Source organism: Brevibacillus sp. HB1.2 (genome assembly GCF_013332495.1).
GTDB lineage: Bacteria > Bacillota > Bacilli > Brevibacillales > Brevibacillaceae > Brevibacillus > Brevibacillus porteri.
In genome coordinates, this window is the sequence record NZ_JABMIU010000002.1 from 380,786 (window position 1) to 398,982 (window position 18,197).

Annotated in this window: 15 protein-coding genes; all 15 read right to left on the reverse strand. The window is 48.7% G+C overall.

Annotation, left to right across the window (positions count from 1 at the left end):
- Positions 1–6: 6 nt before the first annotated feature.
- The 15 genes from HPY28_RS06715 to HPY28_RS06785 all read right to left on the reverse strand — a co-directional run bounded on the left by HPY28_RS06715 (position 7) and on the right by HPY28_RS06785 (position 18,141).
- Positions 7–717, reverse strand: coding sequence for a DUF881 domain-containing protein (locus tag HPY28_RS06715; RefSeq protein ID WP_017249555.1), 711 nt, complete (start codon positions 715–717; stop codon positions 7–9).
- A 22-nt stretch (positions 718–739) separates the two neighbouring features.
- Entirely contained in the window at positions 740–1,525 is a 786-nt protein-coding gene (locus HPY28_RS06720; RefSeq protein ID WP_174230271.1) for a cell division protein FtsQ/DivIB, read from the reverse strand.
- A gap of 131 nt (positions 1,526–1,656) precedes the next feature.
- Positions 1,657–2,913, reverse strand: coding sequence for a UDP-N-acetylglucosamine 1-carboxyvinyltransferase (murA, locus tag HPY28_RS06725; protein WP_017249557.1), 1,257 nt, complete (start codon positions 2,911–2,913; stop codon positions 1,657–1,659).
- A 15-nt stretch (positions 2,914–2,928) separates the two neighbouring features.
- The gene (murB, locus tag HPY28_RS06730; RefSeq protein ID WP_017249558.1) at positions 2,929–3,834 is read right to left on the reverse strand and encodes a UDP-N-acetylmuramate dehydrogenase; all 906 of its coding nucleotides are present in this window, start codon (positions 3,832–3,834) and stop codon (positions 2,929–2,931) included.
- A 102-nt stretch (positions 3,835–3,936) separates the two neighbouring features.
- Positions 3,937–5,040, reverse strand: coding sequence for an undecaprenyldiphospho-muramoylpentapeptide beta-N-acetylglucosaminyltransferase (gene murG, locus HPY28_RS06735; protein ID WP_174230272.1), 1,104 nt, complete (start codon positions 5,038–5,040; stop codon positions 3,937–3,939).
- A 78-nt stretch (positions 5,041–5,118) separates the two neighbouring features.
- Positions 5,119–6,213 (reverse strand): stage V sporulation protein E, encoded by a 1,095-nt coding sequence (gene spoVE, locus HPY28_RS06740; protein ID WP_017249560.1) that lies wholly within the window; start codon positions 6,211–6,213, stop codon positions 5,119–5,121.
- A 65-nt stretch (positions 6,214–6,278) separates the two neighbouring features.
- Entirely contained in the window at positions 6,279–7,643 is a 1,365-nt protein-coding gene (gene murD, locus HPY28_RS06745) for a UDP-N-acetylmuramoyl-L-alanine--D-glutamate ligase (RefSeq protein WP_174230273.1), read from the reverse strand.
- Positions 7,640–8,611, reverse strand: coding sequence for a phospho-N-acetylmuramoyl-pentapeptide-transferase (gene mraY, locus HPY28_RS06750; protein WP_015892099.1), 972 nt, complete (start codon positions 8,609–8,611; stop codon positions 7,640–7,642). Before mraY ends, murD begins: the two co-directional genes overlap by 4 nt.
- Before the next feature lie 42 nt (positions 8,612–8,653).
- Positions 8,654–10,132: a UDP-N-acetylmuramoyl-L-alanyl-D-glutamate--2,6-diaminopimelate ligase gene (locus HPY28_RS06755; protein WP_174230274.1), complete on the reverse strand. Its 1,479-nt coding sequence runs from the start codon at positions 10,130–10,132 to the stop codon at positions 8,654–8,656.
- A 152-nt stretch (positions 10,133–10,284) separates the two neighbouring features.
- On the reverse strand, positions 10,285–12,213 hold the full coding sequence (locus tag HPY28_RS06760) for a stage V sporulation protein D (RefSeq protein WP_017249563.1): 1,929 nt from the start codon (positions 12,211–12,213) through the stop codon (positions 10,285–10,287).
- A 64-nt stretch (positions 12,214–12,277) separates the two neighbouring features.
- A complete protein-coding gene (locus HPY28_RS06765; protein ID WP_026043163.1) occupies positions 12,278–14,749 on the reverse strand; it encodes a penicillin-binding protein in 2,472 nt (823 codons plus the stop codon).
- 140 nt (positions 14,750–14,889) lie between these two features.
- On the reverse strand, positions 14,890–15,303 hold the full coding sequence (ftsL2, locus tag HPY28_RS06770; RefSeq protein ID WP_173622192.1) for a cell division protein FtsL: 414 nt from the start codon (positions 15,301–15,303) through the stop codon (positions 14,890–14,892).
- Positions 15,304–15,336: 33 nt separating this feature from the next.
- Entirely contained in the window at positions 15,337–16,281 is a 945-nt protein-coding gene (gene rsmH / locus HPY28_RS06775; protein ID WP_173622193.1) for a 16S rRNA (cytosine(1402)-N(4))-methyltransferase RsmH, read from the reverse strand.
- A gap of 17 nt (positions 16,282–16,298) precedes the next feature.
- A complete protein-coding gene (gene mraZ / locus HPY28_RS06780; protein WP_017249567.1) occupies positions 16,299–16,730 on the reverse strand; it encodes a division/cell wall cluster transcriptional repressor MraZ in 432 nt (143 codons plus the stop codon).
- Positions 16,731–16,881: 151 nt separating this feature from the next.
- Positions 16,882–18,141: an adenosylhomocysteinase gene (locus HPY28_RS06785; RefSeq protein ID WP_174230275.1), complete on the reverse strand. Its 1,260-nt coding sequence runs from the start codon at positions 18,139–18,141 to the stop codon at positions 16,882–16,884.
- Positions 18,142–18,197 lie beyond the last annotated feature (56 nt).

Genomic DNA, 18,197 nt, shown 5'->3' on the forward strand with positions numbered 1-18,197 from the left:
TTTTATTTAGGAGTGTTTCGTTTTCGCGTCACCAACAAAGGCAGGCAGCTCGACCCGCTCTTTTTTGGCTACGCTTATTTGGACAAAATCTTGCAAGGAGTGCAAAACACCACCCGGCAAGTTCAAAGCACTGTCTAGTGTATCGGGATTTCCAATCGCTGTTACGACAAACGGAGCGGCCGACTTGATGCCGTTTACGATAATCGTTGGTCCAATGCAACGGATCTCGGAATTGCTCACCACTCGCTGTCCGTTAATGCTGATGGCCTCTGCTCCTGCTGCACGCAGTTCATTGACGACCAGGCGCACATCCTGCTCATGCACGATGTAGTTCGCGATGTCTGCGCTGTTCGCTGCATTTTGGCTATCCTGCATCGTTATGACAATACCCGGCCCTGCAACAGCGACTACCCCTGCCAGCATCCGCGCTGCATCCAGTTGACTGAGTGTCTCTGCAGCCTCCGATTTACGCTCTGCCATCGCTTCTTCCACTTTTCCCACCTGACGCTGCAAATCGAGCAGTTGATTTTCCAGATGCCGATTTTGCTCCTTCTCAGCCAAAATTCGGTCATTTAATTGCGTTTCCTGTTGGAACAGCTGATCATTCATCCGTTCTTTGCGCGTAAGCTTGTTCGTTTCGAAGGAAGTGGCCACTAGAAAGCCGGTAGATAACGTCACGATGGTTAAATACAAATGAAATTTGCGACGACGACTCATTGTCTACTTTCCCCTTTTTCATTTACTGCTGTGGTTGCTCTTGCCCTTCCTGTATAGGAATAGCCCCTTGAGCACCGTACGGAATAAACCACGGCTGCTCAAACAAAGAGAGCACCCCTTTTGTATTTGACGGCAATTCTTTCACGATCGTCGGGTACCAGTTCATCATCTTGTCGAGCTTGTAGATGACGCTTCTTACTTCATTCCCGTCTCGCATGTACAGCGTGACGCGTTGCTTGTCGTAAACCGTTGGTGTCAGCGTAATATCCGAAATTTCCGCGAGTACATCTGGCGATAATTTCGATAGCGACTTCGCAAGATGGGGAAGGAGCTCAGGTGAAGCCCACGAGCTAATCAATGGCCTGTCCACTACGCGCTTGGCGAAATTAACCTGTTTGAGCACATAGCCATTGTCCAGTAAGGCATAACGGCTTCCGTCCTGCCCACTCCAAAAAGCGACGCGCTTTTGTTCGGTTATATGTAGCGTGATCAACCCAGGGAAAGAGCGGTTCACCGTCACATCTTTAATGGCCTCTAATGGTTTCATGTTAGTTCGTACACTGTTCTCCCATACGTTTAGAAACTGCATGTCCTTTTTTAAGCCAGATTGTGTAATGATTTGCTCCGTCGTATAAATATCATTACCAATCACTCGAATCTCTTGCACCTTACTGTAAGGGGAACGGATAAAAACGATGATGAGAATGGTAAGAAAAAATAGTACCAGTAGAATGACCAGCTTGCGGTTGCCCCTTCTTCTGGGGCGTTGTTGCTTAACTTGCGGAATGCGTTCCTCATATACCGCCATGGCCGTACCCTTCCTCATGTTTTTTAGGCTCATTGCCCAGAGCAAAGTAAATTACTGGATGTCTTTCGAATAAATGTCATTAAACAAAACAGGGAAAGCGGCATAACATTATGCCGCCCACTCTCCCTCGGTTAAATCGATACGCGTGATATATCGGCTCCTAATTGAAGCAACTGCTCTTCCAGCCGATCGTATCCGCGATCGATATGATGGATCTGGTTCACCGTGGTAATACCTTCTGCAGCAAGCCCTGCGAGGACTAAGGCAGCACCTGCTCGAAGATCGGTAGCTTCGACATTCGTAGCGGTCAATTTGTTGACACCCCGAATGATTGCGGAGCCAAGATCTACGTATATAGAGGCGCCCATTCGCGCCAATTCATTCACATGTTTGAATCTTCCTTCAAAAATGGTCTCTTTGATGACACTCGTTCCCCTAGCCTGTGACAGAAACACCATCAGCTGCGCCTGCAAATCGGTTGGAAACCCTGGATATGGCGAGGTGATGATCCGGTCGTAGGCACGTGGACGGGAGGTGCTTTTGATTTCCATTATATCATGGCGGGTCTTGATTTCAACACCGCAGCTACGGGCGACCTCAATCAATGCCATCAATTGCTCAGGCAGTGTATTGGTCAATTCGATATGTCCCTGTGAAATACCGACAGCCAGCAGATAGGTCCCTGTCACAATCCTGTCCGGTATGATCCGGTAACTGACGGAACGCAAGCGAGGTACACCACTGATCTCAATCGTATCGGTGCCTGCCCCTCTGATCCGCGCGCCCATTGCATTCAGGAAATTTTGGAGGTCGATGATTTCCGGTTCTCGTGCTGCATTACAAATTCGGGTCGTGCCTTTTGCCAGCACAGCCGCCATCATGATATTTTCCGTCGCGCCCACACTAGGGAAGGAAAGAAAGATATTGGACCCACGCAATTGTTTGGCCCGAAATGTAATGTAGCCTTCCGATTCTTCGATCTTGGCTCCTAGCGCAGTCAATCCAGCCAAGTGTAAGTCAATCCTGCGCTCTCCAATGTCACATCCACCTGGTCTGGAAATCGTGACCTCACCCAGACGTGCCAGGAGTGGTCCCGCCAAAAAAATCGAAGATCGCATTTGGCTCATTAAATCATCCGGCACCTGCGGGACACAGACAGATGTTGTATCCAGATCGACACATCCGTCCTCATGCTTCGTATTCGCCCCAAGCAGCGTCAAGATTTCGAGCATGACTTTAATGTCTTTTAGATGGGGGACGTCATAGATATAGAATTGCCCTTCCGCGAGCACAGCAGCGGCAAGAATGGGAAGAGCAGCGTTCTTAGCACCTTGGATCCGAAGCGAACCGGACAGAGGTCTTCCGCCTTCGATCGCAAAAGTCTCCAAACTTTCACCTCCGTGTTACCCCTCGCCCACCACCAGGACTTCCGGATGCAGGTCAATCCCATTTTTCTCGAGAATGGTGCTCCGCACGTGATCAATCAAGGTGAGGACGTCGGCAGCCGTTGCACCTCCGCAATTCACGATGAAGTTGGAGTGTTTTTCTGAAACTTGAGCTCCTCCGACCCGATAGCCCTTCAGCCCAGCCGCCTCAATCAGGCGACCTGCGTGGTCATTTGGCGGATTTCGGAACACGCTGCCGGCACACGGCATCTGCAGTGGCTGCGTATTTCGCCGTCGTTCCTTATTGGCAGCGAGCGTGGCCGCAATCTCCTTGCGGTCGCCCTTCCTCAATTGAAAACGGGCTTCTAACACGATCCCTTTTTGCTTTTGCAAAAGAGACGTCCGATAACTAAAGCTCAGTTCCTCGTTACTCAACACTTTACTTTCGCCGTTGTCGAAAAGGATCTCGGCATCAATAAGAATACGTGAAAGATCAGATCCGTGTGCCCCCGCATTCATATAGACGGCGCCGCCTACCGTACCAGGAATCCCTCCTGCAAACTCCATACCTGTTAATCCCATCTTGCCTGTCTCCACCGCCAGGCGGATCATGGAATATCCGGCACCCACACACACCTCTTCGCCCCTGAACTCACAGTGGCTTAAGCCCTCGGCCACTTTAAGCACGGCTCCACGTATCCCTCTGTCCCTCACCAGAAGGTTTGAGCCGCGCCCGATTACACTCCAAGGAATTTCATGACGATGGATGATCTGCAAGGCTTTTTGCAAGGATGCTTTATCCTTTGGTTGGATTAACAAATCAGCAGGACCCCCGATCCGCCACGTTGTATGATTAGCAAGGGGTTCATCGGTCCACACTTTTTCGATTCCTGCTTGCATGAGTTCATCTGCGATCTTTTTCATTTGTGAACCTCCTGATACGTTTGCTAGGTCGGACCTAGTCTTCTCACGTGTTTGCTCTATACTATGCGTTCGCCCAGATCGGCGTGACAATCGCCCATCCGATCATTTTTTTCGTGTAATCGCCTCTAATTGACGGACAATCTCCGTCGCTGCTTGCGGCATCCCCAAGGAAAGAGCACTGTTTTTCATTTCTTCCCATTTCGCTGGATTGGCAAGGATATTTTCCAAGGAAAGTAGCAAGCTCTCTCCGGTAAGCTCCCGCTCTACGATAACATGAGCTGCCCCTGCGCGCTCCAATCCTCTTGCATTTTTCTCTTGATGGTTGTTCGTGACATACGGGGACGGAATCAAGATCGAAGGCACACCTAGTGCCGTTATTTCAGCCAAGGTAGATGCCCCTGCACGACCAACCAATACATGCGTCGCCGCCAAAACATCCGGCATATTATGGACGAAAGGAAGCACAGAAATGTTACTTGGAAGTGTTCCCAGTTCACGAAGCTGTGCCGAAATCGTTTCAAAATGAACGTCGCCTGTCACATATACAAAATGAGTATCGGCATATTTGCCCAACTGCGTAACAACTGAAAGCACCGCCTCATTTATTGCGCGCGCTCCCCTGCTACCGCCAAAGATCAGCACGATTTTTTTGTTGTTGTCCACGCCCAAAAAGCTACGACCCGCCTCTGCATTACCGTGCATAACTTCCGTTGCACGCGGATTTCCGGTCAGTACCGTTTTGGACGGGGGAAAATGGGCAAGCGATTCTTTGAACGAAACGGCCACCCGAGTAGATGAACGAGAAAGAAACTTGTTGGTCAAGCCTGGTACTACGTTTTGCTCATGGATGAGAGTCGGAATCCCCAATCGCGAAGCTGCATATACGACTGGACCACATACGTAGCCACCCGTCCCAATTACGACATCCGGTTTGAATTCGCGCAGCATTTTCTTCGCATCGCCAACTGCCCGGACGAATTTCCACAAGGTCTTCAGGTTGTCCAACGACAGCTTGCGTTTCAACCCGCTAATTTCCACGGATTGGAAAGGTATATTTGATCTCGGAACCAAACCTGCTTCCAAGCCTTTTTTACTACCAATATACAAAAAGGCAGCCTGCGGATTTTGGCGGGAAACTTCCCTCGCCACCGCAAGCGCCGGATAAATATGTCCACCTGTGCCACCGCCTGTTAAGACGACACGCATACGATCACACCCTTTTTTGAGAAGGAGTAGCAATAGACTGATTACTTGCTGATTGCGTACTCCCCGTTGAGGTTTCTATTATCGAGAAAAACGAGAGATGTTCAATAAGACACCTACACCAGTGAGCATCAGTGTCAATGATGAACCACCGTAGCTTAAGAACGGCAACGTGATCCCTGTCACCGGAAACATCCCTGTCACAACACCAATATTGATGACCACCTGGATGGCAATCATGCCAATGATCCCTAGTGCAAGCAAGCTTCCGAACAAATCTGGAGCCGTAATCGCCGTTCGCATTCCCCTCCACAACAAGAGGAGGAAAAGCAGGAGAATGAGCGTGCCTCCGATAAAGCCAAGCTCCTCCGCGACAATCGAGAAAATAAAATCATTGTAAGGCTCAGGTAAGTACAAATGCTTCTGTCTGCTTTGCCCTAGACCAAGACCCAACAAACCGCCGGGACCGATCGCGTAAAGGGATTGGATGATTTGATAGCCGGTATTGAGCGGGTCAGACCACGGATCGAGGAAGGACGTAATCCTTTTGATTCGGTAAGGGGCTGACAAAACTAAGCCGATGAAGCCAACAACTCCGATCATTCCCAGTCCGACAAAATGACTGATCCGCGCACCTGAAGCAAAAATCATGACAACTGCTGTTCCCATCAAAACCGTCCCTGTGCCCAAATCCGGTTGCAGCATGATCAAGCCAAAACACAGAACCGGGATTCCCAAGGCAGGCATAAGACCTTTTCGGAACAACACAATTTGCTTCTGATTATCGGAGAGCCATCTGGCCAGGAATGCAACGACACCTAGCTTCGCAAATTCACCTGGTTGAATTCCAAAGGCTCCAAAACCAAGCCAGCTTTTCGAACCATTTACTTCAATCCCGATGATCAGAACCAAAATCAACAAACCGATGCTCACCAAATACCCTGGCTTGGCCCATTGCTTCCACACCCAGTAGTCGATATTCATCGTAATGTACATGGATGTAATCCCTAACAGAGCGAAGATCAGTTGCCGCTTGGCGAAAAAATACGGATCGGAAAACGGCGGCTTTTGCGCCACGATCGCGCTGGCGCTGTACACCATCACGATGCCAATTCCCAATAAAAAAAGTGTTGCAAAAATAATTACGAAGTCGGGGGCAGAGCGTACCTTGCTCATTGTGCCAGGTCATCCTTTCTCATGCCGTCCCGCTTTTGTCATATTCTTGATAGTACAGTGGGACGTTATGCTAGGCTTGTTTTAAGTCTATGCACGCCGTCCTTAAACATGCTCCCCCTTGTCTCAAACGAAGGAAACATGTCCCAACTCGCACAAGCAGGGCTCAGTAAGACCACATCACCTGATTCGGCCAACTGGGAAGCAGCAAGAACGGCTTTTTCCACAGTATCGACATGGATACGCTCATTAATCCCTGCTTCCTGAGCACGTTCCAATAAAATCGGAGCCGTTTGCCCGAGAGCGATAACTGCTTTTACCCGACCTTGGATCACAGGCAGCAGTTCCCGAAAATCAACACCACGATCCAGCCCGCCGCAAATCCATACGACCGGCTCCTTACACGCTTGCAAGGCACGCGATGCCGCTTCCGGGTTGGTTGCTTTTGAATCATTGAAGTATTTGACACCGCGAATCGAATCCACGAACTCCATCCGGTGCTCTACCCCTGGGAAGGTAGTAAGAACTTGTATAATCGATTGCTTGTCCGCGCCTGCGAGCTTCGCAACAAGAATTGCTGCAAGAGCGTTGTCCAGATGAGGAACGGTAATGTCCGCTATCGCAACGATTGGCTCTGTATTCCCATTCCCATCCGCAAACAGGATCAAACCATCCTTGACAAAAGCTCCCTTTGGCACCTCTTGACTCTTGCTAAAGTAGTAGATGGCTGCTGGGAGGTCTTTGCATTTTTCTACGATCTCTGGTTGGTCATATGGCAAAATAGCTGCGTCATCTGCCGTTTGGTTGGTAAACATTTTTAGTTTGGCTGCCAAATACTCTTCCATGGTGTGATGGTAATCGAGATGTGCAGGATACAGATTGAGCAAAACACCGATATGCGGGCGGAATTCCCTCGTCCCCATCAGTTGGAAGCTACTCAATTCGGCAACGAGCCATTCGTCAGGACCAGCTTCCTCCGCCAGGCCGCACAACACGGTACCAATGTTGCCTCCTACCTTCGCATCCAGACCCGCTTCTTTGAAAATCAGTCCGACGAGCGTAGTGGTCGTAGTCTTGCCATTGGAGCCTGTAATGCCGATAATCGGTGCCTTGGCAATCTGGGAGGCCAGCTCCACCTCCGTCACAACAGGAATGCCTAGTGCCTGCGCCTGCTTGACGGGTGCTGCTTCATACGGAATCCCCGGATTTTTGACCACAAGGGAAACACCTTCATGAATCAGATCATCTGGGTGATAGCCGCAAATGACCGGAATCCCCAATGATTCCAGCTCTTCTATCCCCAACGCTTCTTCACGTGGCTTTTTATCATTTACGACGACATGAGCACCAAAGCGGTGTAGCAGTTTTGCCACTGCGACACCGCTCTTTGCCATACCAATAACGACGACATGCTTATCTTGAAAACGCATCATCTGATTGTCACCACCTCAAGGTATACACCCAATCCAGCAAAGAACATACCGACGAGCCAGAACGTGACAACCACGCGCCACTCTGACCAGCCTGTTAATTCAAAATGATGATGCAGGGGACTCATACGGAAAATACGCTTTCCACGTGTCTTAAAGGAGACTACCTGCATAATTACAGAGAGCGTCTCGACAACAAATACCCCACCGATAATAGCCAAGAGCAATTCCGTCTTGGTCATGATTGCAATTCCCGCAAGTGCTCCACCCAGTCCGAGTGAACCGGTATCACCCATGAACACGCGTGCCGGATGTGCATTGAAGACGAGGAAGCCAAGTACCGCACCTACAACAGCTGCACTAAAAATAGCGGTGTCATAATCTTGACCAAACCATGCGATGATCGCATAAGCACCAAAAGCAATTGCTCCCGTCCCTGCCAATAGTCCATCCAATCCATCTGTGATGTTAACGGCATTCGTTGTACCTACCAACAGGAACAACAGGAATGGGAAGTAAAAATAGCCAAGCTCGAGCTTCCACGGTGTACCTGGCAGATGGATGGACGTGTCATGCCCCATCATGAGCAGCAAAATATAAGCGCCGATTGCCAAGACAATCTGACCAGCAAACTTCTGTTTGGCGGTCAACCCGAGGTTGCGTTTTTTCTTGATTTTGATGAAATCATCCAGAAACCCGATTAAACCGTATCCGAGAGTCACCAATAACAGGAAGTAAATTTCCATTTTCGCATTGGCAAACTTCAACACGGTAAATATGAGTGCCAAAAGAATGATGGTGCCTCCCATCGTGGGAGTTCCAGCCTTCTTAAAATGGGATTGCGGTCCTTCCTCACGAATTGCCTGCCCAAATTTCAGGCGGCGAAGGAAGGGAATAAACAATGGGCCAATGAGTACAGCGATGAGAAACGCAGCGACGATCGTGACGATTAGGACGTTGTCAACGAACATGCCCGAGCCCCCTTTCTTTCGATGCAGTGTGTGGCATCTGTTCTATTCTTGGTTGTACCGGGCAATCGCTTCGCGCGCAACTTCACGGTCATCGAAGGGCAACACCTGGTCTTTCATAATTTGATACGTTTCGTGTCCTTTTCCGGCGATCAAGATCACATCGTCCGGCTTTGCAAGCGAAACGGCATGTGCAATTGCTTCGCGTCGGTCTGTCAGTGCTGTATAACGATCAGGTGCCACTTCCGACAAGCCAGCCAGCATGTCATCGAGAATCGCCTGCGGCTCCTCTGAACGCGGATTATCTGATGTTAAGACGGTCAGATCAGCATATTTCGTTGCAATTTGCGCCATGATTGGGCGTTTGGTTCGATCTCTGTCGCCTCCGCAACCAACAATGCAAAATACGTTGCCACGGGCAAATTCCTTGACGGTCATTAATGCATTTTCCAAGCTGTCTGGTGTATGGGAGTAGTCGACGAGTACTGCAAACGGCTGACCAGCATCTACTGCTTCAAATCGCCCATTTACGCCCGCTACCTCTTCCAGGCTCGCTTTGATCTCTTCTAGTGGAATCCCTTCTGCGAGTGTAACCGCGATGGCTGCCAAAGCGTTATACACATTGAACTTTCCCATCAGCTTCAGGTTCAGACGCGCACTACCAGCGAAGCTTTCGACTGTAAAAGAAGTTCCTTTACTGGTGATTTCGATTTGTTTTGCCCTTACATCTGCTGGTTGATCAATGCCGTATGTAATGACTCGCGCCGGTGTAACGGTAGCATATAATTCGGACGCCTCGTCATCCGCATTCAGTACAGCTGTTTTTAAACGGTCTGTGTCATAGCTGTTGCCCAGCTGGGAAAACAACAATGATTTGGCGTAGCGATAGTTTTCCATCGTTTTATGATAGTCGAGGTGATCCTGCGTCAGGTTGGTGAAAACCGCTGTATGAATTTCACAACCGCGGACTCTTCCCAGCTCCAGTGCATGAGAGGAAACCTCGATAATCGCATAGTCTGTGTTTACATCGCACATACGGCGAAAGCTTCTTTGCAAATCTATGGCATCCGGAGTCGTATTCTTGACTTCCTCCGTTACGTCTCCAATTCTCATATGGATCGTTCCGATTAAGCCTGTTTGCTTGCTTTGATCGCACAAAATTTTGTCGATCAGATGCGTAGTGGTCGTCTTGCCATTTGTCCCCGTTACGCCAATGACTTTTACTTCTTTCGTAGGAGATCCGAAAATACGATCAGCCAGCATAGCCATTGCCCGCCGGGTATCCGGTACTTTGACAATAGTCGCTGGCACGTCCAGATCTTGTTCGGATAACACGGCAACGGCACCATCCTTCACCGCCTGGGCCGCGAACGTATGTCCATCCACGGTATATCCAGTCAGACAGACAAACACGTAGCCGGGCTTTACCTGGCGCGAGTCTGCTGTCAAACCCGTAATCTCCATGCTGTCATCCCCCGAAACCGTTACTGGCAACAAAGGCATGAGCAGATCCCGTAGAAACATGAAACAGGCACCCCATTCTCCAACTAGTATAGACAGAAATTTGAACATTTGTACTTGGCTACGCCGTTCATTTAGGCGCAGTCTTGACGAACAAAGGCAGAGCGAACGTAGACAAGCCTACTCCCCTCCGCCTTCGAAATCTCATTTTAAAGCTATTTGGTCGATTTGTCACCAAGGTATATGCGAATTTTTCCGCCCTCATCAATTTTTACTCCAGGTGCAGGGGACTGCTGGATGACGTACTGTCCTTTACCTGAAACGACTAGCGGCAGAGTATCATACGTTGTCACTACGTCTCTCATGGACTGTCCGACCATGTTTGGCACTTCAATTGGCGCCCTTTCTCCAAGTGCTTTGTTAATTTCCTTGGGGATGCCATCTTTTCGTTTGGGTACATTCAAATGTTGAAGGGAGGATTCCATGATACTTTTTACACTCGGGGCGGCAATCAATCCACCAAACGCCAGTGCTTTCGGATTGTCCACGGCGAAATATACGACAATCTGTGGATCATCCGCCGGCGCAAAGCCGATAAACGACACGATGTATTCCCCATCTACGTAACGGCCATTTTTTACTTTTTGCGCGGTTCCCGTCTTTCCTCCTACCCGATACCCTTCAATATATGCCTTATTACCCGTTCCTTGAGCGACCACACTTTCCAGCGCATGCCGAACTTTGGCTGAGGTCTCCGCAGTAATCACCTGTCGAACTTCCGTCGGCAAGGTCCTTGCTACGACATCGTGTGTCACACTATCCCGCCATTCTTTGGCAACAAACGGCTTCATAAGTTTGCCACCATTGATAGCAGCTGAGACTGCCGCCATTTGTTGAATCGGTGTTACCGATACCCCTTGACCGAAAGAAGTCGTACCCAGCTCTACCGGTCCCACTTTATTCAAGTTGAATAACAGCCCGTTTTCTTCGCCGATCAAATCGATCCCTGTCTTTTGTCCGAAGCCAAATTTTTTGATGTAGTCAAAAAGTCGTTCTTTTTGCAGTCGCTGGCCCATCGTAACAAAGCCAGGGTTACAAGAATTCTCTACCACTTCCAGCATCGTTTCCTGTCCATGCCCCTGCCGCTTCCAGCATCGCAATCGCTTACCTGCCACATTAATGAAACCCGGATCGTAAAATCCCTCGTTCAAATTGATGACACCTTCATTCAAAGCCGCTGCAAGGGTCACGATCTTGAAAGTGGAACCAGGCTCGTATGTTTTCCAGATAGGGAGATTTCTATTGTACACCTCTGAAGGATAGTCCCTGTACGCATCCGGTTGAAAAGTCGGGCGACTTCCCATCCCCAATATTTCTCCTGTCTTTGGATTCATGGCGATCGCCAGCACATCATCAGGCTGATAAGCGACCACCGCCTGATCCAGCTCGCGTTCGATAAACGATTGGATGGTATTGTCGAGTGTTAAATACATGTCCATACCATTTACGGGTGCTACGTAGTCTTCTGTTCCACCTGGCAGTACACGCCCTTTGGCATCTGACGGAAATGAAATATGCCCCTCGGTCCCCATCAAGAAGGGATCGTAAATTTTTTCAAGTCCTGTCAACCCTTGATTGTCAATGCCTGTGAAACCAAGAATATGGGCTGCCATATTTCCGTTCGGGTAAAAACGCTTCGTATCTCCTGCCAAGTATATACCTGGCAAATTCAATTCTTGTATTTTTCTCGCCTTTTCAATAGACAGTTTTCTTCCACCTGGAATCTGGTTGTTACTCATTTCTTTTTTTGTAATGGCACGATATACATCTTCTTCTTTTTGCTCCAAAATGACGGCGAGCTGTCTCGCTGTTTCTTTAGGGTCTTTGATTTGCGCCCCTACCGATACCAGTGTAGGGACGGTCATATTCGTCACGAGCTCATTGCCGCTTCTGTCTAGAATGCGACCGCGATTGGGTTGAAATTTAATTTCCCGCTTGAGCAGTTCATCTGACATTTGCGAGAGTTTCGGTCCTTCTATCAATTGAACATACCCCAAACGGGTGACAAGTGCCGAATACAAAACGACTCCTACAATCAAGATGATAAAAATGCGTCGGCGTACAGTAGCATTGGATACCCGCAAAGCGAGTCCCCCCTCAAATAGGTTGTCTCTTCTTAACCTTATTCGCAGGGGGGACTAGTTAGAACTATGGAGTTGTCGGTGTTTGCGTCGTTTGGTCTCCTGGTTTGTCAGGAGGAGGTGCCTGTCCAGATGCCGGCGGCTGTGCCTCTCCACCTTGCCCAGTTTGCTGACCGGAAGATGGCGGAGCCGGATTATTTCCACCTGTTGGATTTGTAGTAGGATTCGACCCTTGATTGTTAGGCGTCGTTGTAGCAGGCACTGTGCCGCCCTCCTGACCTGGAGGTGGTGTAGTCGGTACAGGTGGTTCGGACACAGATTGCAGCGTCACCTGAAGCAGCTCTGTACCCTGGAGCACCGTTCCCGGAGGAATACTTTGCTGAGTGACGAATCCAGTTCCAGTCGATTTCATTTCGAGATTGATCAAAGAGCTGAACTCCATAACGTCACGCAATGATTTTCCTTTGAAATCAGGCATCTTTGTTCCTTTTACCCTGTCAGTTACCAGGATGATCTGTTCACCTGGAACGACCTGATCGTAGGCTTCCGGATACTGTTTGACGATTTTCGTACCTGTTCCGGCTACTGTGACCGTCAAATTGTCCTGCTTCGCCCGCAATTGTGCGGCTGTCGTGGACATCCCTTCAAACTTAGGCAATGTCTTCGGTGTCGCAGGTGAAGATGCAAGTGCTGCCTGCGCTTCTTTTTTCGTCGTCGGCTTTTCAGTCTGTTTATCCTTGACTACCGACAAATCGGGCTGCTGCTGCAAATATTGGAGGCTGCGTTCCATAATGGATGTAAACATTGGAGCGAGCATCATTTTACCCCACAATGCATACCAAGCATCTGTTTGCGGATCATCAATAACGACATAGACCAACAGCTTTGGATTGTCTTTTGGCGCAAAACCAATGAAGGAAACTACATAACGTCCATCCATAATTTTCCCTGTGTTGGGATCATATTTTTGTGCAGTTCCCGTTTTTCCTGCTACTTGGTACCCTTCGATCTGATATTGTAAACCGGTCCCGGGCTTCTCTGAGACAACCTTACCCAAAATGTCGCGTGTCTGTTTCGCAGTCGCTTCACTTACAACCCTCTCCACAGCCTCACGTTGCGTGCGTTTGACGACTGCTCCCGTGTGAGGATCGCGCATTTCTTTTACAATATGAGGTTTTAGAAGCTCTCCTCCATTCGCGATCGCCCCTACAGCGGCAACCTGCTGGATCGCCGTAACCGTCGCGGCTTGTCCATACGTTGTTGCAGCCCAGTCACGTGGTGACCGAGGTTTTTCCAGGTTGATCAGACTTCCTTTTTTCTCGTAGGGAAGCTCAATTCCGGTTACTTCACCCATCCCGAATTTTTTGAAGTATTTCTTCAAACCCTCCAGCTTCAACCGTTCATACCCCAACTTCGCGAACAATACGTTACTGGATCGCTGAACCCCTTCCAAAAAGGTGATGGTTCCCCAACCAGCACCATTGTTGTGGTCGCGGATCGGAATCTGCCCCTTGATGGTATAGGCACCTGATTGATAGGTTTCATTCTGATTAAACATTTTTTCTTCAATCGCTGCCGCAAGAGTAATAATCTTAAACGTAGAGCCCGGCTCAAACATTGTGGTGACTGCATGGTTATTGTAATTATCAATCCCGTTGTAGTACGTATTCGGATTGAACTGTGAGCGGTTGCCCATGGCCAGAACCTCACCGCTTTGTGGGTCGGCCACAATCACCGTCATGCCCTGTGGCTTGTACTGCTGCTCCACCTTGTCAAGCGCTTGTTCTACATAATTCTGGATTTGCCGGTCAATTGTCAGGTAAACATCTAAACCATCCTTTGCCGGAATGTACTCCCCTTCTCCGTCTGGCAGCTGGTAGCCTGCGCGATCCTTTTGGTAGGCAATATTTCCCTTTTTCCCAGCCAATTCTTCGTTCAATTTCAGCTCAATCCCCATTTTCGGTTCATCATACAAATCAAGATAACCGATCACATGGGAAGCGAAGGCGTTATTCGGATAAACCCGGCGAGTCGTTTCAGTCAAATAGATTCCTGGGAGCTGATTCTTTTTGAGCTTCTCACCGCTTGGCAGTGTCGGATATTGCAAATTCAAAATACGGTTTCTCTGCTCTTCACTGATCTTTAGCCCGTAGCGTCCCAATTCCACTACTTTACTTGATTTGGTCAAATTCTTCACCAATTCTGGAACAGGCGCATTCAAAATAGGAGCCAGCATATTCGCTGTGTAGTAAGGGTCTTTCACCACATCTTCGTCTCTCGCATCAAGTGGCTTCAGCCTTGCATTTACCGTGTATGCCTTACCATCATACGCCAAAATCTCTCCGTTTCGATCATAGATCGCTCCACGCTTTGGCTTCAAAACATGTTCCCGGTCCCACTGCTTTTGTGCAGTTTCCATGATTCTGGCAGCCTCTGCGGTTTGGATCCAATAAATTCGAAAGCTCAACGTCGAAAAGGTCAAGATCAAGCATAAGGCTACCACGAGAATCCGCCAATTTACTTTTCGTTTCCATTCCATCTCCATTCAACTCCGTCGCATCAAAGATCGCCCGCCTCCCAACAAAGGTAGATGGGGGAGACGAACGCAACCTAGCCGAGTCAGGAGCAGACTCGGGCCTAGCTAAGAAAAAATGTTACCGCACGTGAGAGCAGTAACATTTAAGGTTTTTTGGGTTGTGTTTGCGGCAGAGAACTCGCTTGTACTTCTGGTTTTCCAATCGTATGTACAGCTGCTGGAGTGTATACCATCCCCTGCTTCTCTGCTTCTTTTTGCAGGCGATCCCGATTGGTCATTTGCTCAATTTGCAATTTCAACGTTGCACTTTTTTCTGCCGTCACACGGTTTTCATGTTTGGTGCTTTGAATTTCGTAATTCAACTGGGAAATTTGCGAGTAGCGGACACCCACTAGACCCAAGCCGACGACGGTTAACGAGATAAATAAGAGATACAGCAATTTTTCTCCGGTCGGAATCGTTGGCTTGATTCGAACCGTGCGCTTTGTTGTTTTCGTTACAGAGCGGGATTGTTGTTCCAACTCCATAGCTAGATTTCCTCGGTAGTAATAACTCATCGCTTCTCCCTCCCCTTTCTCGTCGATCCCGGTCTATAGCTTCTCCGCTACCCGTAGTTTAGCTGATCGTGCACGTTTGTTTGCTTCCAATTCTTCTTCTGATGGCAAAATCGGCTTCTTTGTAATGACTTTTACAACCGCTTTATTGCCGCATGTGCAAATCGGAAAGGCTGGCGGACACGTGCACCCTTTTGAAAAGTCTTGATAAATTTGCTTGCAAATTCTGTCCTCTAAGGAATGAAACGTGATGACGCTTACGCGACCTTCTGGATTCAAGACAGTAATAGCATCGACGACGGCCTCTTTGAATGCATCCAGCTCATCATTGACTGCGATCCGAATCGCCTGAAATGTGCGCTTCGCCGGATGGGGTCCGGTACGGCGCGCAGCGGCAGGAATTCCTTCCTTAATCAATTCAACCAGCTCGCCTGTTGTTTGGATCGGCTGCTTCTTTCGTTGTTGAACGATTTGCCGGGCAATTCTCCGGGAAAATTTCTCTTCTCCGTACAGCCAAATGATCTTAGCAATCTCTTCTTCATCCCACTCATTGATAATGTCATAGGCAGACAGTGGCGCTTGTTGGTCCATTCTCATATCCAAGGGCGCATCGGCATTGTAACTGAAGCCGCGCTCTCCCTCGTCCAATTGCGGAGAGGATACCCCGAGGTCAAACAACACCCCGTCTACGCCATCCAAACCTAAATCTCTCACAATGTCTTTGATATGGCGAAAGTTGCTCTTTACCAGCGTGACTCTGTCCATATAGGAAGCGAGTCTTTCGCGGGCATTATCCAGTGCCCAGTCGTCCTGATCGATGGCGATAAGGCGACCGCCATCCGTCAGCTTGGAAGCAATCAAGCTGCTATGCCCAGCTCCACCAAGTGTACAGTCTACATAAATGCCTCCAGGACGAATGTTTAGTCCTGCGACAGCCTCATCCATCAAAACGGTTACGTGATGAAACGACAATGTCGTCACTCCTGTTCTTCTCGCTGCTACAAATTAAAATCAACCAGTTTTTCGGCAATTTCTCCAAAAGAGCCTTCTGACTGAGCAAAATAATCTTCCCAGCGTTCCTTGCTCCATACCTCTACACGGTTTGACACCCCAATGATCACACATTCTTTTTGCATGCCTGCATGCTCACGTAAATTGGGTGGTATGTTTACCCTTCCCTGCTTGTCCCACTCGCATTCGGTGGCACCTGAAAAGAAAAATCGTGTAAATGCGCGAGCATCTGCTTTTGTAAATGGGAGAGACTTGAGTCTTTCCTCTAGTTGTTTCCACTCATCTTGCGGATAAGCAAACAAACATTGGTCCAGCCCGCGGGTAATAACAAAGGAAGCGCCTAGCCCTTCACGGAATTTGGCTGGGATCGTCAGGCGGCCTTTTTCGTCGATGCTGTGCTGATATTCCCCCATGAACACGCCCTGGTCCCCCACTTTCCTGTCGGTTGGCTCCACTTTCCCCCACTTTTCCCCACCTGGTACCTATTTGTTATTATAAAAAAAAATCCTGCGTTTGTAAGCAGGATTTTTTCGCATATTTTTTTGCCGGGAAAAGACGGGATTCGAGTGACTATTCGACCCAGCTTTCCAGGTAGGATTTTTGCTCATTTGTCAATTTGTCGATTCCGATGTTCAGAGCTTCCAACTTGTACTGTGCCACCATTTGATCCAATTCGAATGGTACGTTCAGCACTGTTTTGCCAATGTTTTGGTACTGTTCATTGACATAAGCCAAGGATACTGCTTGCAGAGCAAAGGTCATATCCATGATTTCAGCCGGATGTCCGTCGCCAGCAGCCAAGTTCACGAGGCGGCCTTCTGCGAGCAGATACACTTTTCGACCATCAGCCAAGACAAATTCTTCAATATCTTTACGCACAATACGGGAAGAAGTCGACATTGCATTCAGATCGACCTTGTTTACTTCGACATCGAAGTGACCCGCATTGGACAAGATTGCGCCATCTTTCATCACAGCAAAATGGTCTTTGCTGATGATATCGCGGTTACCTGTCACTGTTACGAAGTAGTCACCATGCTTCGCAGCTTCAAGCATTGGCATTACTTCAAATCCATCCATGTAAGCTTCTACCGCTTTGATTGGGTCGATTTCGGTTACGATTACTTTTGCGCCCAAACCTTTTGCGCGCATCGCTACACCTTTACCGCACCAGCCATAGCCTGCTACAACAACAGTTTTACCCGCAACTACAAGGTTCGTTGTACGGTTGATCCCATCCCATACGGATTGACCAGTACCATAGCGGTTGTCGAACAAGTATTTGCAGAATGCATCGTTTACGGCAACCATTGGGAATTCGAGCTTGCCTTCTTTTTCCAGCGCTTTCAGACGCAGAATACCTGTTGTGGTTTCTTCTGCACCACCACGTACTTGAGACAGCAGATCACGGCGCTCGCTGTGCAAAATGGTGATCAGGTCGCCACCGTCATCAATGATCAAGTCAGGACGAGTTTCCAGTGTTTTGATCAGGTGCTCTTTGTACTCAGCAGGATCTGGATTGTATTTCGCAAATACGCGAATGCCGTCTTCCACCAACGCTGCGCAAATGTCATCTTGCGTAGAGAGCGGGTTGGAACCGGTAATGGTTACTTCAGCGCCACCAGCTTGAACTACTTTTGCCAGATAAGCTGTTTTCGCTTCCAAGTGCAAGGAGATCGCAACTTTCAGTCCTGCAAACGGCTTCTCTTTTTCAAAGCGCTCGCGAATGCGGTTCAGGACAGGCATGTGTTCTTTTACCCAATCAATCTTCAGATGGCCGTTGTGCGCCAACGCCATATCTTTTACGATGCTTTCAGATACTGTGTTCATGTACGGATGGACCTCCTTTTATCTCATAAAGCAACCTTGTCTATCATATCATACGC

What these genes read in the sequence shown, in the direction of transcription:
- HPY28_RS06715 (WP_017249555.1), bottom strand. Translation starts at nt 717, where the DNA reads ATGAGTCGTCGTCGCAAATTTCATTTGTATTTAACCATCGTGACGTTA.
- HPY28_RS06720 (WP_174230271.1), bottom strand. Translation starts at nt 1,525, where the DNA reads ATGGCGGTATATGAGGAACGCATTCCGCAAGTTAAGCAACAACGCCCC.
- murB (WP_017249558.1), bottom strand. Translation starts at nt 3,834, where the DNA reads ATGAAAAAGATCGCAGATGAACTCATGCAAGCAGGAATCGAAAAAGTG.
- murG (WP_174230272.1), bottom strand. Translation starts at nt 5,040, where the DNA reads ATGCGTGTCGTCTTAACAGGCGGTGGCACAGGTGGACATATTTATCCG.
- spoVE (WP_017249560.1), bottom strand. Translation starts at nt 6,213, where the DNA reads ATGAGCAAGGTACGCTCTGCCCCCGACTTCGTAATTATTTTTGCAACA.
- murD (WP_174230273.1), bottom strand. Translation starts at nt 7,643, where the DNA reads ATGATGCGTTTTCAAGATAAGCATGTCGTCGTTATTGGTATGGCAAAG.
- mraY (WP_015892099.1), bottom strand. Translation starts at nt 8,611, where the DNA reads ATGTTCGTTGACAACGTCCTAATCGTCACGATCGTCGCTGCGTTTCTC.
- HPY28_RS06755 (WP_174230274.1), bottom strand. Translation starts at nt 10,132, where the DNA reads ATGTTTCTACGGGATCTGCTCATGCCTTTGTTGCCAGTAACGGTTTCG.
- HPY28_RS06765 (WP_026043163.1), bottom strand. Translation starts at nt 14,749, where the DNA reads ATGGAATGGAAACGAAAAGTAAATTGGCGGATTCTCGTGGTAGCCTTA.
- ftsL2 (WP_173622192.1), bottom strand. Translation starts at nt 15,303, where the DNA reads ATGAGTTATTACTACCGAGGAAATCTAGCTATGGAGTTGGAACAACAA.
- HPY28_RS06785 (WP_174230275.1), bottom strand. Translation starts at nt 18,141, where the DNA reads ATGAACACAGTATCTGAAAGCATCGTAAAAGATATGGCGTTGGCGCAC.